Source organism: Streptomyces sp. NPDC030165, from assembly GCF_055573595.1.
Map to the genome: position 1 here is coordinate 305,536 of NZ_JBVIBD010000003.1, position 13,440 is coordinate 318,975.

Consider the following 13,440-nt stretch of genomic DNA (forward strand, 5'->3'; position numbering starts at 1 on the left):
CGTCACACTAGGCTCTGTAAGGGGTCAGCTGCTCGATGGGAGGGCGCTCTTCTTCTGCCACTGGGGCCAGTCGACCATCCAGTCCCCGAATCCGTTGTTCTCGGCCGCCCTCCCCCGTTCGGAGGAACCGGTGACCTCGAACGGGTCACCGACGCGGACCTTGGAGTAGAGCCAGTCGGCGTCGGCGTCGGCCAGCCCGATGCAGCCGGAACTGTCGTTCACCCGGCCCACCTTGCCGGCGTTCCACGGCGCCGCGTGCGCGTACGTGCCGGAGCTGGTGAGCTTCATGGCGTCGCGGACCGTCTTCTCGTACGCGTCGCCCAGCCCCACGGTCTCGGAGTTCATGACGATCGTGCCCTCCTTCGCCATGAGCGGGAAGATGCCCGTCCAGGTGGCGTGCTGCGCGTCCGGCCGGCCGGCGGAGAAGGGGATGTCCTTCACCTCCTTTCCGTTCTCGGTGAACGTCAGGTGCTTGCTGTCCAGATCGACCTTGATCACATGGCTGGCGCCGATGCTGAAGTTCAGGTCGTAGTCCTTGGCGAAGTAGCGGCCGCCGCCGGAGTCCACTCCGTTCAGGTCGGCGCGGAGCCCGACCTTGGTGCCCGGTTTCCAGTACTCCCGCGGCCGCCAGTCCACCCGGTCCTTGCCGGAGTGGTCCTTGACCCAGCCCCACGCGCCGGCCGTGCCGTTGTCGGTGGTGACCTTCAGGTGCTTCTCCACGGCGGCCTTGTCGGTCACCGGGAAGTCGAAGGTGATCGAGACGGGCTGGGCCACGCCGACGGTGGCGCCCTGCGAGCCGGGGCTCAGCACCAGCTTGTTCAGCTTGTCCGCCTGGGCGGTGGTCAGCGACTCCTTGACCGTGTTCGTGCCGCCCTGCGCGTTCTCGGCCTCGGCCACGACCGAGTACCGGGTGTCCGGCACGGTCGGCTCGTGGGAGGTCCACACCCGTCCGCCGTCTCCCAGCCCGCCGGACAGCCGGCGGCCCTTCGGGTCGGTCACGACCACCTGGGTCAGGGTGCCGCCGGAGGCGCTGACCTGGAGTTTGTCGCCCGCCTGCACGGTCTTCACACCGTTCGCCGCGCTCAGCGACACCCGTACCGGAGCGCCCTTGGACGCGGACGCCGCGGGGCCTCCGCAGGCGGTCAGCGCACCGATGCCGAGCAGTGGCACCAGGGCCAGCGCGGCCCGCGCACGGCGCGGCGCGCGGTGGCGGTGGGGGGCGGAGGCAGGGTTCATTCGGGGCTTTCCGTGAGAGCGGTCCGGCGGATGTCGGCCGCTAAGACGCGAACCACCTGCATTCCGTTGCGGTGCGTGACGTGATCCACGACACGCCGCGCCACCGGCGCGCGGCGCGCCCGCGCGGTGGCGTGGTCCGTGGTCCGCATTGCGGTGTGCTGCTCGCCGGTTCCCTCCCGGCCCGTTGTTCGACTGTTGCCTCTGCACCGTTGACGACGCTCCCGCCCGCCCCTACGGTTCCCGCGTGTATCGCTTACGGGCCGCCGTGGCGGCAGCAGCAGCACTTCTCCTCACTCTCACGGCGTGCGGGAACGACGGGTCCGGCTCGGGCGGTGACGGGCGGGACAGTATCGAGATCGGCGCGCTCTCCATCGTCGACACCGCACCGGTCCACCTGGCCCGCTCGCACGGCTTCTTCGCCAAGCAGGGCATCGACGCGAAGATCACACCCGTCCAAGGGGGTGCGTACAGCTCCTCCGGCGTGGTCAGCGGCCAGTTCGACTTCGGCTTCAGCAACACCACCACCCTGCTCACCGCCCGCGAACAGGGACTGCCCCTGAAGGCGGTGGCCAACGGCGTGGCCTCCACCGGGCAGACCGGAGCCGGCAAGGACTACAGCGCCGTCCTCGTCCCCAAGGGCAGCCCCATCAAGTCGGCCAAGGACCTCCCCGGCCACCGGATCGCCGTCAACCAGCTCAAGAACATCGGCGACACCACCATCCGGGCCGCCGTGCGCCGGGCGGGCGGGGACCCCGAGAAGCTGGAGTTCACCGAGATCCCGCTCTCCGACATGCCCGCCGCGCTCGCCGCCGGGCGGGTGGACGCGATCTGGACCGTCGAGCCCTTCCAGACCCAGGCACTCGACCAGGGCGCCCACGAGGTGTGCTGGCCCTTCGCCGAGGCCACCGACGACCTCACCGTCGCCATGTACTTCACCAGCGAGAAACTGCTCCGCGAGAAGCCGGACCTGGTCAAGCGTTTCACCGCCGCCGTCAACCAGGCCCTGGCGCACGCCCGCGCCCACCCCGAGGCGGTACGCGAGGAGCTCGGCAAGTACACCAAGATCCCGCCCGCGGTGATCAAGCGGATCGTGCTGCCGAAGTGGCCCACCGAGATCAACCGCGCGTCCGTGCAGGCCATCGCCGACTTCGCCCGTAAGGATGGTGTCCTCGAACGGCCCGCCGACGTCGGCGCGCTGCTGCCGTGACCCGCCGAGGGGCGCGCGCCGGGGCGCCGATGAGTGCGCCGCGCGCCGCCGGCCTCGGCCTGGTGGGCCTGGCGTGCCTCTTCGCCGTCGCCGAAGCGGTGCCCAGGCTCGGCCTCGTCGACCCGCGCCATCTGCCGCCCGCCACCGCCATCCTGCGCCGCCTCGCCGCCGAACTGGGCGACGCGACCCTGTGGACCGCGCTCGGCGAGACCCTGCGCTCCTGGGCGCTCGGCCTCGCCATCGCCTGCTGCCTGGCCGTCGCCCTCGGCGTACTCATCGACGCCGTACCGGGGCTGCGTGCCGCCACGGCCTCGACCATCGAGTTCCTGCGCCCCATCCCGTCCGTGGCGCTGATCCCGCTGGCCACCCTCCTCTTCGGCGCCGAGACCGGTTCCACCCTCCTCCTGGTGGTCTACGCCTCCTTCTGGCAGGTGCTCATCCAGGTGCTGTACGGCGTGGCCGACGTGGACCCGGTCGCCCGCGAGACCGCCCGCAGCTACCGCCTCGGCCGCTGGGCCCACCTGCGCCACCTCGTGTGGCCGACGGCCCTGCCGTACGTGATGACCGGCGTGCGGCTGGCCGCCGCGGTGGCGTTCATCCTCGCCGTCACCGCCGAACTGGTCATCGGCAGCCCCGGGCTGGGGCTGCGCATCCAGCTCGCCCAGTCCGGCGGCGCGGTCACCGAGGTCTACGCGCTGATCGTGCTGGCCGGGCTGGTCGGGGTCGCGGTGAACGCGGCGGTGCGGGCCGTGGAGCGCCGGGTGCTGGCCTGGCATCCGTCCGTACGGGGCGAGGTGGCGCGATGAGCCCGGCGGACCGGCGCCCTGCCGGGCCGCTGCGGCGGGCGGGCCTGCGCCTGCTGCGCGTCCTGGGGCTGCCGGTCCTGCTGATCCTCGGCTGGTGGGCCTACAGCTCCGCGAACCCCACCTTCTACCTGCCGACGCCGGGACGGGTCGCCACCGCCTTCGCGAAGGTGTGGTTCTCGGTCCGGATCACCGAGGACGTGTTGCCCAGCGTGGGCCGGCTGCTCACCGGCTATGCCCTCGCGGGCCTGCTGGGCGTCGGCCTCGGCGTCGCGATCGGCTCCTCGCGCACCCTGCGGGCCGCCGCCGAGCCCGTACTGGAGTTCTTCCGCGCCGTGCCGCCGCCCGTCCTGGTTCCCCTCATCATGCTGCTCGCGGGCCTGGACACCGCGATGAAGGTGCTGGTGATCGTCTCCGGCTGCGTGTGGCCCGTCCTGCTCAACACCGTCGAGGGCGTCCGCGCCGTGGACGAGGTGCTGGACGACACCGGCCGCTGCTTCGGGCTGCGCGGGACCGCCCGGCTGCGCCACCTCGTGCTGCCCGCCGCGAGCCCGCAGATCATGGCGGGCCTGCGGCAGGCCCTGTCGATCGGCATCATCCTGATGGTCATCGGGGAGATGTTCGCCAGCACCTCCGGCCTCGGCCACACCGTCGTCCTCTTCCAGCGCGGCTTCGCCATCCCGGAGATGTGGAGCGGCATCGTCGTCCTCGGACTGCTCGGATTCGGCCTCTCGCTCGCCTTCCGGGCCGCCGAACGCCGCATACTGGCCTGGCACTTGGCGCGCGGCGAGGAGCGGGGGCGACATGCTTGAGATCACCGGCCTGGGCAAGGTGTACGAGGGGCGGGGCGGCGTCGAGGCGCTACGGAAGATCGACTTCCGGGTGGCCGGCGGCGATCTGGTGTGCGTCGTGGGGCCTTCCGGCTGCGGCAAGACGACCCTGCTCAAATGCCTCGCCGGGCTGCTGTCACCGACATCGGGCGAGGTACGGGTCGCGGGCCGCCGCGTCACCGGCCCGCCGCCGGACATGGCCGTCGTCTTCCAGGAGTACGGGCGCAGCCTCTTTCCCTGGATGACCGTGCGCAAGAACGTCGAACTCCCGCTGCGCGAGAAGAAGATCCCCGCCCCGCGCCGCCGCGCACTGGTCGAGGAGGCCCTGTCCGCCGTCGGCCTGGCCGACACGGCGGCGGCCCACCCGTGGCAGCTCTCCGGCGGCATGCAACAGCGCGTCGCCATCGCCCGCGCCATCGCGTACGAGCCGCAGGTGCTCCTGATGGACGAGCCGTTCGCCGCCGTGGACGCGCAGACCCGGGCGGAACTGGAGGACCTGCTGCTCGCCCTGTGGCAGCGGCTCAAAGTGACGACGCTGCTGGTCACCCACGACATCGACGAGGCGGTCTACCTGGGGCGGCGGGTGATCGTGCTGTCCTCGGCGCCCACCGTCGTCCAGGAGGACCTCCTCGTCGACCTGCCGTCCGCCCGCGACCAGATCATCACCCGCTCCGCCCCGCGCTTCGCCGAGCTGCGCGCCCATGTCTACGCGCAGATCAAGCACGCGAAGAGCGGCGTGACGGGTGCGGACGCCCCGGCCTGGAAGCCGGAGTAGCCCGGGCCCGGCCGCCCAGCGCAGTGGACCCTCAGCAGGGAAACAGGTGGCAGCACACGATGAAGGCCAGCAGCAGCACCGAGCACAGCACCTCCACGGCGCCGACCACCGCCACCCGCACGCCTCGTGCGGGCAGCGCCACGGCTCGCAGGAAGAACACGACGAACGGCACCGCCAGCCACGGGTCCAGTGAGACGGCGGCCACCACCGCGAGTCCGTGGTAGACCGCCGACGCCACCCGGAAGGTCTCGCTCCCGCGCTCGCGGATCATCGTCTTCACATGGAGCACGGTCCCGGTGAAATACAGGAAGCAGGCCGCAGCAGCCTGCCAGGCGCCGGAACCGACGGTGCCGCTGCCCAGCCGGTACGAAACGAGCAGCATTCCGCAGGCGGGCACCACCGCCGCGATTCCGTTGACCGTGGCGCGTTCCTCGTTGCGGTACGCGTAGACGATATTGACGGCGAAGAAGGGCACCGCGCACAATCCGGCGAGCAACAGCCAGGGACGGGCCACGGCGAGCGGTACGGCACATACGGCGAAAGCCGCACCGAATCCGGCCAGCGGCGCCAGATGGCGGCGCGGCGCGCGGGGATTGCGGGAAACGCGGCGCAGCCGCACGTATTGCTGGCCGTGGAAAGCCGTGCAATAGGCCAGCAGCCACGCGGGCAGCAGCACGGCGTGCCACGCGTCGAACCCGCCCAGCAGCGCGCCTGCCAGGAGCGGTACGACCAGCATGGCCCAGGCGCCGTGCTGGTTCGGTATCCAGCGGCGCAGTGCGCGCTGCCCCCGCGATGTGCTCATCCCATGAATATAGGCGGTGCGCAGGACGGTTCGGGCGGCCGAAGGTCCGGGACCAAGGTCCCCGAGGTCTTCCGTTGCGGACCTGCACGGAATCAGCGGCTTTTCGCGCCCGGAGCGGAACGTGAAAAGCAGTCGGTGACCCACGCGCCGGTCGGTGACCCGTAGTGATCACCTGTATGGCGCACCTGCGAAGACGCGGGGAAAGGGGCGGAATAGGCCACACTGGCGCCCGTTGTCGTCCGTTCGGGCGGCGGGGTGAGGAGGTTCTGTAGTGGCCATTTCGATTTCGGTCGTCATGCTGCTCGTCGTGCTGACCGTCGTATTCCTGCGCAGCGGACGGCTGAAATTCACGCACGCCCTTGTCTGTATGCTGCTCGGTTTCTACCTGGCGGGCAGCAGCCTCGCCCCGGACATCCAGAACGGGCTGTCCGGCGCCGCCGACGTGGTCAGCAGCGTCCGGCCCTGACCGTGCCCGAGCCGGTCCTCGGTCCGGAAGCTCACGCTCGCGCGAACACCCCGATGCCGTTCGGGACCGGCCGTTCCGCGCCCGCGGAGGGGTGGTTGCGCACGGTCGCGCCGGGGCTGCCCGGCTCGCGCGTGACGAGCGTGGAGGAACCGCCGCCGTCCAGGTTCACCGCGTCCCGGGCACCCAGCCGGTCCATCAGGCCGGCCAGTTCGCGTACCGTCATGCCCGCCCGCCCCGGCGCGCCGTCCAGCGCCAGCAGCAACAGCCGGCGCCCGCCCGCGCCGACGCCGGCGGAGGTCCGTACGGCCGCGGTGACGGTGTCCAGGCCGGCCAGCGGCTCGTCGTCGCGGACGACGGGGAAGCCGCCGACGGCGAAGCGCAGCGGTGCGGGCCGTCTCCCGGTCAGGGCGTGGCCGACCCGGACGCGGTCGCCGACGTGCAGCTTGCGCAGCTGCCGGGCGCCTTCCTCCCGGCCGACCAGCGTGGTCGTCCCGTGGGGGATGCCGCCCCGGCCGGGTACCTGCGCGGTCTGCGTCACCCGGCCCTGCCGGACCGTGACCTCGTACGTCTGCGTACTGCACGGCGCGGCCCGGTCGGTGTCCGTGCCACAGGTCGCCCGGACGCGTGAGGTGGGGCCCCATCGGGAGGTGAACGCGCCGATACCGTTCACCGGCAGCGCGTACTGGTTCAGGCCCTTCAGGGGGAGCGCCCCCTCGGAGGTCACTACGGCGCCGCGCAGGGTCAGCCGGTCCAGCCGTGCGCGGCGGTCGAAGCCGACACCGATGACGTCCTTGTTGTTCGTACCGGGCGGCAGGGCGGGGCCGAAGCGCTGCCCGTCGGGCACCGCCGCTTTCAGGTGCCGCCCGGAGGCGATGGCCGGGCCCACGGGGGCGCCGGTCGCCTCCACACCGGGGTGCTGGGTCTCGGTGATGTTGAAGAAGTCCGCGTTGACGGCGGCCACCGCGGCCCGCGCGTCGGCCAGCCGGGAGACCGGGGAGCGCGCGCCGACCACGCCGGGGTACAGCAGGTCCACCGCCACACGCCGGTCGGTCAGATCCACCGTCAGAAGGTGGCCGTGCGCGGTGCCCCGCCCCACTGCGATGTCGAAGGCGCTGTACGTCACTCCTGGCGCGACGCGGACCGCCTGCCCCAACCGGGGGGCGCCGCTGTCCGTCGTGGCCCCGGAGGCCACTCCGCTGCCGGCCAGTACGCCCCATGCCGTCAGCGCCGTCAGAACCGCCCGTGCACGAACGAATCGATTCTTCACGATTCCCCCAGACGTCGCGGTAACTGTCCCACGGGTACGAGGAGCCCACTATGGCCCGGAGGTGTCAGAAATCCGTACAACCGCCGTACGGCCGTCGTGTCGCCCCCGCCCCGCCCGCCCACCGCCCACCGCCCTCCGGTCACCGGGCCGGGCCGGCCGGCATCCCGGGCCCCGGCGGCCCGCACACGGGAACCGCCCCTCCGGCCCAGGGGCGTGGCCACGGCCCTGGACCGGAGAGACGGAAAGCTGATGGGGGGCGGAACGCGTGCGGGGGCCGCGCCGGTGCGGTGCCGGTGGGGGAAGGCGGTCATACCGTGCGGCCGCGAGAGGTGCGGCCCGGTCAGGCCTGCGCGCCCGCCGGGGGAGCGGTCGGGCAGATCACGCGGGTGGCGGGGGTGAAGAAGGTGCCGTCCTTGGCGGGCTGGCCACCGGCGAACTCGGTGTAGACGTACGAGTAGAAGGAGACGTCGGGGTATCCGCAGGAGGAGTCGGCACCGATGGTGTAGGTCATCGTGACCTTACGGGTGGCACCGGGGGCGATCGGCACGGAGTACGTGGCGCCCGCACCCGGGGTGCAGGTCACGCCGGGGTCGGCGGTACAGGTCTTCCAGCTGTACTTCAGGCCGCTCGCGGAAGAGGTCTCCCAGGTGGGCTGGAACGACTGCCACACGAACCGCACGTCGGCGGTGCCGGTGTTGGTGTACGTCATGGTGACGGTGACGTCGGAGCCCGGGGTGGCCTGCGCCTTGTCCACGGTGAAGGCGAGCGTCGAGGTGTCGGCGGCGGATGCGGGGGAGGCGCCGGCCAGGCCGAGGAGGGAGACGAAGAGGGCGAGGAGGGCAGCGAAGCCGGTCCTGCCGAATCTGCTCATTGATCTGCGCATGACCAGGGAGCGTAAGCCGTGATCAGCTTTTTGGGGCGGTTCCGGGAGAACCTGTTGTTTCGACCGAAAGGGTCTGGCCACGCCCCAAATGACGTAGGGGCGGCCGGAATCGCGCGAAGCGGCCGGAATCGGGTTCCGGGCGCCGCGCGGCCGGCGCGGGGTGGTGAGCGGCCCGGCGGGACCCGTAGGGCGTCGCGCCGAGAGGGCAGCCGGGCGGGACGCAGCGGTGACGCGGATGCGGGAGGCAGCGGCGACGGCCCGCCGGCGGGGCCCGTGGCCCCGCGTCAACGGGCACGCGGCGGCGTCAGACAGCCACCGTGTGCCGTTTCCGGCCAGGCCGTGTCCGCGTATCGGTACGCCTCCGGCGCCGCCCGGCCTGGCGTAAAGCCGCCGCCCCGTAAGGGCGCAGGACACGACTCAGCGCTCCGCAGCCCCGCGGCCACTGCCGACACACGCTCAACGGCCCGCCGCACGCCCGGGTTCCCGGCCCGGCCCTGACTCCCGCGCGTCGCCGCCGTTCCGCCCGCCGCCCCTACGTCCCGGCCGGGTACGGCGGGCGGTCACGGCTCGCCCGGAGTGCGGTCTAGTGGCCGATCTCCACGTCCTCCAGGACGCCCAGCGCGTCCGGAACCAGCACGGCCGCCGAATAGTAGGCGCTGACCAGGTAGTTGATGACCGCCTGCTCGTTGATGCCCATGAAACGGACCGACAGGCCCGGCTGGTACTCGTCGGGAATGCCCGTCTGGTGCAGCCCGACCACGCCCTGGTTCTCCTCGCCGACGCGCATGGCGATGACCGAGCTGGTCTGGTCGGGGTTGACCGGAATCTTGTTGCAGGGCAGCAGCGGGATGCCGCGCCAGGCCCGTACGGCGGTGCCGCCGATCTCCGCGCCGGTCGGGTAGATGCCGCGGGCGTTCCACTCCCGGCCGATCGCCGCGATGGTGCGCGGGTGCGCCAGCAGGTACTGGGTCTTGCGGCGCCGAGAGATCAGCTCGTCCAGGTCGTCGGGGGTGGGCGGGCCGCTGCGGGTGTGGATGCGCTGCTTGAGGTCGGCGTTGTGCAGCAGGCCGAACTCGCGGTTGTTGACCATCTCGTACTCCTGGCGCTCGCGCAGCGCCTCGATGGTCAGCCGCAGCTGCTGGTCCAGCTGGTTCATCGGGTCGTTGTACAGGTCGGCGACCCGGCTGTGGATCTTCAGCACGGTCTGCGCGACGCTCAGTTCGTACTCGCGCGGCGCCAGCTCGTAGTCGACGAAGGTGCCCGGCAGCGCGGGCTCGCCGGCATGGCCCGAGGTGACGTCGATGGCCGCCTCGCCGTGCTTGTTCTGCGGCGGGACCTGGGCCGTGCGGTAGTGCTCCAGGTGCTCGCGCAGGGCGGCGGAGCGGTCCGCGAGCTGTTCGTACTCGGCGCGGGGCAGCGACAGGACGGTCACCCGCGTCACGGCCCGTACGGAGTGCTCCCAGGTCGCCTCCGGCGACAGCAGCGCCGCCTCGCCCAGGTGGTCGCCGTCCGCGAGGACGCCGAGGACCGTTTCGTCACCGTACTTGCCGGTGCCGATCCGGTTCAGCTTGCCGTGCGCGATCAGGATGACCCGGTCGGCCGGCGCGCCCTGCTCGACCAGGACGTCACCGGGCGCGTGCTCCTCCTGCACGAACCGGCCGGCCAGCGCCTCCAGCGCCGACGGGTCGTCGAAGTCGCGCAGCGGCGGCAGTTCCCGCAGCTCCGCGGGGATGACCCGGACGTCGGAACCGGTGCTGGTGAACTCGACCCGGCCGTCCCCGAGGGTGTGGGTCAGGCGCCGGTTGACACGGTACGTACCGCCGGAGACCTGGGTCCAGGGCAGCACACGCAGCAGCCAGCGGGAGGAGATCCCCTGCATCTGCGGCACGGTCTTGGTCGTGGTGGCCAGGTTGCGTGCCGCGGCTGTCGCCAGGCTCGTGCGCGCCTGGTCGGTGTCCGGGGTGCTGCCGGGCCCGGACGTCGGGTCCGCCGATGTGGTCATGGGGGGATTCACCTGTTCCTGTCGGTCGTTCGGCGTCGTGCGTCATTTCTCGGCAAACGGTTCTTCAATCGTTCGCCATGGCGGGAATCGGGTGGTTCATTGGCCGGTCTGTACGTCTTCCAGAATTCCCAGCGCGTCCGGTACGAGGATCGCGGTGGAGTAGTAGGCGCTCACGAGGTAGTTGGCGATCGCCTGGTCGTTGACCCCCATGAAGCGGACCGAGAGGCCCGGCTCGTATTCGTCGGGAATTCCCGTCTGGTGCAGACCGACGACGCCCTGCTTCTCCTCTCCGGTGCGCATCACCAGAAAGGAGCTGGTGCCGTCGGCGGAGACCGGAATCTTGTTGCACGGGAAGATGGGCACGCCGCGCCAGGAGGGCAGCGAGTGCCCCATGAAGTCGACCGCCGTCGGGTACAGGCCGCGGGTGCTGCACTGGCGGCCGAACGCGGCGATCGCCTTCGGGTGGGCGAGCAGGAAGGACGGGTCCTTCCACACCGTCGTGAGCAGTTCGTCCAGGTCGTCGGGGGTGGGCGGGCCGCTGCGGGTACGGACGCGCTGCGTGAGGTCGGCGTTGTGCAGCAGGCCGAACTCGCGGTTGTTGACCATCTCGTGCTCCTGGCGCTCGCGCAGCGCCTGGATGGTCAGCCGCAACTGCTCCTCGACCTGGTTCATCGGGTCGCTGTACAGGTCACCGACCCGGGTGTGGGCCCGCAGCACCGTCTGCGCGACGCTCAGTTCGTACTCCCGCGGCGTCAGCTCGTAGTCGACGAAGGTGTGGGGCACGCGCGGTTCGCCGTGGTGGCCGGAGGCGACCTCGATGGCCGACTCACCGCTGGCGTTGCGCGGCGGCGCGGTGCTCGTGCCGGCTGCCGCGAGGTGGTCGCGCAGCTGCGGCGAACGGTCCGTGATCTCCTGTGCGGCCTCCCGGGGCAGCGCCATGACGGTCACCCGCGTCACCGCGCGGTAGGTGAACTCCCAGGAGGCGGCGGCGTCGGTGAGCGGCGCGTCACCGAGGTGGTCGCCCCCGGCCAGGGCCCCCAGGACCGTTTCGTCGCCGTACTTCCCGGAGCCGATCCGGTCGACCCGGCCGTGCGCGATCAGCACCAGGCGGTCGGCCGGCGTGCCCGCCGCGGCGATCACGTCGCCGGGGGCGTACTCGTGCTGCACAAACCGTTCGCCCAGCGCGCCGAGCGTCTCGCTGTCGGTGAAGTCGCGCAGCGCGGGCAGTTCGCGCAGTTCGTCGGGGATGATCGATACTTCGGTGCCGGAGACGGCGAAGTCGACGCGGCCGTCGCCGACCGTGTAGGTCAGCCGCCGGTTGACGCGGTACGTGCCGCCCGAGACCTGCACCCAGGGCAGCAGCCGGAGCAGCCAGCGCGAGGTGATGCCCTGCATCTGCGGCACGGTCTTGGTGGTCGTGGCCAGTTTGCGTGCCGCGGCCGTCGTCAGGCTGGAATTCGGCGTTTCGTCCCCGGGGCCGGGAATGGTCTCGTCGGTAACCGTCACGGCTTCGCCACCAATCTAGGGAAGTTGAATATCGGACGGCGGCCGGAGCCGCGGCCGTTCCGTGAAGCGAGGTCCGTGCCGCTCGCCGCACTGAACATAGACGTCTTGTTTTAATCCGGGCAATCACTCGAACGGGTGGCATAAAAAATTAATGAGATGGACAGGTTTAGTGGAATCCGTTGTTGGAAAGGGTGCCGGGGTGATTCCGCCGGATCGGCAGCGAAAGGCACGGTGGCGACGGAAAGCCGACGAGATGACGGAGCGGGTCATGCTCCGGAAGGCGGCCGGGAAGCGGTGGGCGCGCTGGACCGTGCCAGCGGGTCGTCGAGAACGGCACGCAGCGCGGCGTACGCCGCTCCGAGCAGCGGCCCGTCCCCGCCGGCCCGGGAGGCGGCCATCCGGACACGCGGCGCGGACGCCCCTGGCGCCCCGGCCCCGGTACGGGCCGTCAACTCCCGCTCCGCCGACGGCAGGACCCACGGCGCCAGCCGGGCCAGCGCACCGCCGAGCAGCACCGCCTCCGGGTCGAGGAGGTGCACGGCCCCGGTCAGCGCGATGCCGAGCGCCGTCCCCGCGTCCCGCAGCGCGGCCAGCGTGGCGCGGTCCCCGGCCGTGGCGCGGCGGGCGAGCAGTTCGACGCGTGCCCGCGGACCGGCCCGGCCGGTCACCGCCTGTGCCGGATCGAGGCCCGCCGCCCGGAGCACGGCCGCTTCCCCCGCGTACTGCTCCAGGCAGCCCCGCCCGCCGCAGCCGCACGGACGCCCGCCCGGGTACACCGGCACGTGCCCCAGCTCACCCGCGAACCCCCGCACTCCCCGCAGCAGTTGCCCGTCCACGACGACCGCCGCGCCGATCCCCGCCTCGGCCGATACGTGGAGGAAGTCGGGTGGCGGCGCCCCGCTGCCGTCCGCCCCGCCGCCGAGCCGCATCTCGGCCAGGGCGCCGAGGTTCGCCTCGTTCTCGACGGCCAGCGGGCAGGACGCGCCGGTCAGGGTCCGGAGAACCGGAGCCGGATCGACGCCCCGCCAGCCGAGGTTGGGGGCGTGCACCACGGTCGTTCCGCCGCGCGCGACCAGCCCCGGGACCGCGACCGTCAGCCCGGCGGGCCACAGGTCCAGCGGCGCGATCCGCTCGGTGACCTCCGTGATCATCCCGGCCAGCCGGCGCAGTACGGGCCCGGGCCCGCCGTTCCGGTCGCCCGCGTCGGCCGCCGCCCTGGCCCGTATCCGGCCGCGCAGGTCGACGGCGCACACCGCGAGGTGGCCGACACCGATCTCGGCGCCGATCCCGGCGGGCCCGGTGTCACTGACGGCCAGTCCGCTGCCCGGCCGCCCGCGGCCGCCGGTCGCGGCGGGTCCCGTCTCGACCAGCAGACCGGCCCGCAGCAGCGCGTCGACGAGGGTGGAGACGGCCGCCCTGGTCAGGCCGACCCGCGTGGCGATCCCCGCCCGCGAGACGGGCCCGTCGGCGGCGACGGCCCCGAGGACCCGCGCCAGGTTGCGGCGGCGGATGCCGTGCTGGGTGTCGGCACCGGCGGCACCGGTGAAACCGGCGGAGTTCACGTGGCGCCCGTGACGGGCGTGGCGGACGAACTGGCCATACGGGTAGCGGATCTCCGGGTCTCGTCGGTGGTACGTACGGACGGGTGTACGGGTACGGGAGC

12 protein-coding genes are annotated in these 13,440 nt (G+C 72.2%); 5 read left to right on the forward strand and 7 right to left on the reverse strand.

The window, feature by feature from the left end; translation table 11 throughout:
• Positions 1–24: 24 nt before the first annotated feature.
• Positions 25–1,236, reverse strand: a complete 1,212-nt coding sequence (locus tag ACZ4Z1_RS07750) for a L,D-transpeptidase (protein ID WP_468485671.1) — start codon at positions 1,234–1,236, stop codon at positions 25–27.
• 244 nt (positions 1,237–1,480) lie between these two features.
• Between ACZ4Z1_RS07750 and ACZ4Z1_RS07755 the strand changes: the two genes are divergently transcribed.
• From ACZ4Z1_RS07755 to ACZ4Z1_RS07770, 4 genes are read left to right on the forward strand one after another with little or no spacing between them, the layout of a single operon-like run.
• A complete protein-coding gene (locus ACZ4Z1_RS07755; RefSeq protein ID WP_468485672.1) occupies positions 1,481–2,443 on the forward strand; it encodes an ABC transporter substrate-binding protein in 963 nt (320 codons plus the stop codon).
• A 29-nt stretch (positions 2,444–2,472) separates the two neighbouring features.
• A complete protein-coding gene (locus tag ACZ4Z1_RS07760; protein WP_468485673.1) occupies positions 2,473–3,249 on the forward strand; it encodes an ABC transporter permease in 777 nt (258 codons plus the stop codon).
• Positions 3,246–4,058 carry an ABC transporter permease gene (locus ACZ4Z1_RS07765; protein ID WP_468485674.1) on the forward strand — a complete coding sequence of 271 codons (813 nt, stop codon included), beginning with the start codon at positions 3,246–3,248 and terminating at the stop codon, positions 4,056–4,058. The genes ACZ4Z1_RS07760 and ACZ4Z1_RS07765 overlap by 4 nt, the downstream gene beginning before the upstream one ends.
• Positions 4,051–4,851, forward strand: coding sequence for an ABC transporter ATP-binding protein (locus tag ACZ4Z1_RS07770; RefSeq protein ID WP_468485675.1), 801 nt, complete (start codon positions 4,051–4,053; stop codon positions 4,849–4,851). Before ACZ4Z1_RS07765 ends, ACZ4Z1_RS07770 begins: the two co-directional genes overlap by 8 nt.
• 31 nt (positions 4,852–4,882) lie before the next feature.
• Here ACZ4Z1_RS07770 and ACZ4Z1_RS07775 read toward each other — a convergent pair whose 3' ends face one another.
• Complete coding sequence (locus ACZ4Z1_RS07775; protein WP_468485676.1) at positions 4,883–5,653, reverse strand: YwiC-like family protein; 771 nt, start codon at positions 5,651–5,653, stop codon at positions 4,883–4,885.
• 271 nt (positions 5,654–5,924) lie between these two features.
• Here ACZ4Z1_RS07775 and ACZ4Z1_RS07780 point away from each other — a divergent pair, with 271 nt between their 5' ends.
• Positions 5,925–6,119: a hypothetical protein gene (locus ACZ4Z1_RS07780; RefSeq protein WP_468485677.1), complete on the forward strand. Its 195-nt coding sequence runs from the start codon at positions 5,925–5,927 to the stop codon at positions 6,117–6,119.
• Positions 6,120–6,150: 31 nt separating this feature from the next.
• On the opposite strand, the gene ACZ4Z1_RS07785 is transcribed toward ACZ4Z1_RS07780, so the two are convergent.
• From ACZ4Z1_RS07785 to ACZ4Z1_RS07805, 5 genes are all read right to left on the reverse strand, one after another.
• A complete protein-coding gene (locus tag ACZ4Z1_RS07785; protein ID WP_468485678.1) occupies positions 6,151–7,386 on the reverse strand; it encodes a phosphodiester glycosidase family protein in 1,236 nt (411 codons plus the stop codon).
• A 340-nt stretch (positions 7,387–7,726) separates the two neighbouring features.
• The gene (locus tag ACZ4Z1_RS07790; protein ID WP_468485679.1) at positions 7,727–8,269 is read right to left on the reverse strand and encodes a hypothetical protein; all 543 of its coding nucleotides are present in this window, start codon (positions 8,267–8,269) and stop codon (positions 7,727–7,729) included.
• Positions 8,270–8,852: 583 nt separating this feature from the next.
• Positions 8,853–10,271: a family 2B encapsulin nanocompartment shell protein gene (locus ACZ4Z1_RS07795; protein WP_468485680.1), complete on the reverse strand. Its 1,419-nt coding sequence runs from the start codon at positions 10,269–10,271 to the stop codon at positions 8,853–8,855.
• A gap of 96 nt (positions 10,272–10,367) precedes the next feature.
• On the reverse strand, positions 10,368–11,777 hold the full coding sequence (locus ACZ4Z1_RS07800) for a family 2B encapsulin nanocompartment shell protein (protein WP_468485681.1): 1,410 nt from the start codon (positions 11,775–11,777) through the stop codon (positions 10,368–10,370).
• A gap of 266 nt (positions 11,778–12,043) precedes the next feature.
• Positions 12,044–13,339 (reverse strand): ROK family transcriptional regulator, encoded by a 1,296-nt coding sequence (locus ACZ4Z1_RS07805; RefSeq protein WP_468485682.1) that lies wholly within the window; start codon positions 13,337–13,339, stop codon positions 12,044–12,046.
• Between the last annotated feature and the right edge of the window lie 101 nt (positions 13,340–13,440).

Bases quoted from the DNA above. Each gene is read 5' to 3' on its own strand.
- ACZ4Z1_RS07750 (WP_468485671.1), bottom strand. From the start codon at position 1,236: ATGAACCCTGCCTCCGCCCCCCACCGCCACCGCGCGCCGCGCCGTGCG.
- ACZ4Z1_RS07760 (WP_468485673.1), top strand. From the start codon at position 2,473: ATGAGTGCGCCGCGCGCCGCCGGCCTCGGCCTGGTGGGCCTGGCGTGC.
- ACZ4Z1_RS07765 (WP_468485674.1), top strand. From the start codon at position 3,246: ATGAGCCCGGCGGACCGGCGCCCTGCCGGGCCGCTGCGGCGGGCGGGC.
- ACZ4Z1_RS07770 (WP_468485675.1), top strand. From the start codon at position 4,051: ATGCTTGAGATCACCGGCCTGGGCAAGGTGTACGAGGGGCGGGGCGGC.
- ACZ4Z1_RS07775 (WP_468485676.1), bottom strand. From the start codon at position 5,653: ATGAGCACATCGCGGGGGCAGCGCGCACTGCGCCGCTGGATACCGAAC.
- ACZ4Z1_RS07790 (WP_468485679.1), bottom strand. From the start codon at position 8,269: ATGCGCAGATCAATGAGCAGATTCGGCAGGACCGGCTTCGCTGCCCTC.
- ACZ4Z1_RS07795 (WP_468485680.1), bottom strand. From the start codon at position 10,271: ATGACCACATCGGCGGACCCGACGTCCGGGCCCGGCAGCACCCCGGAC.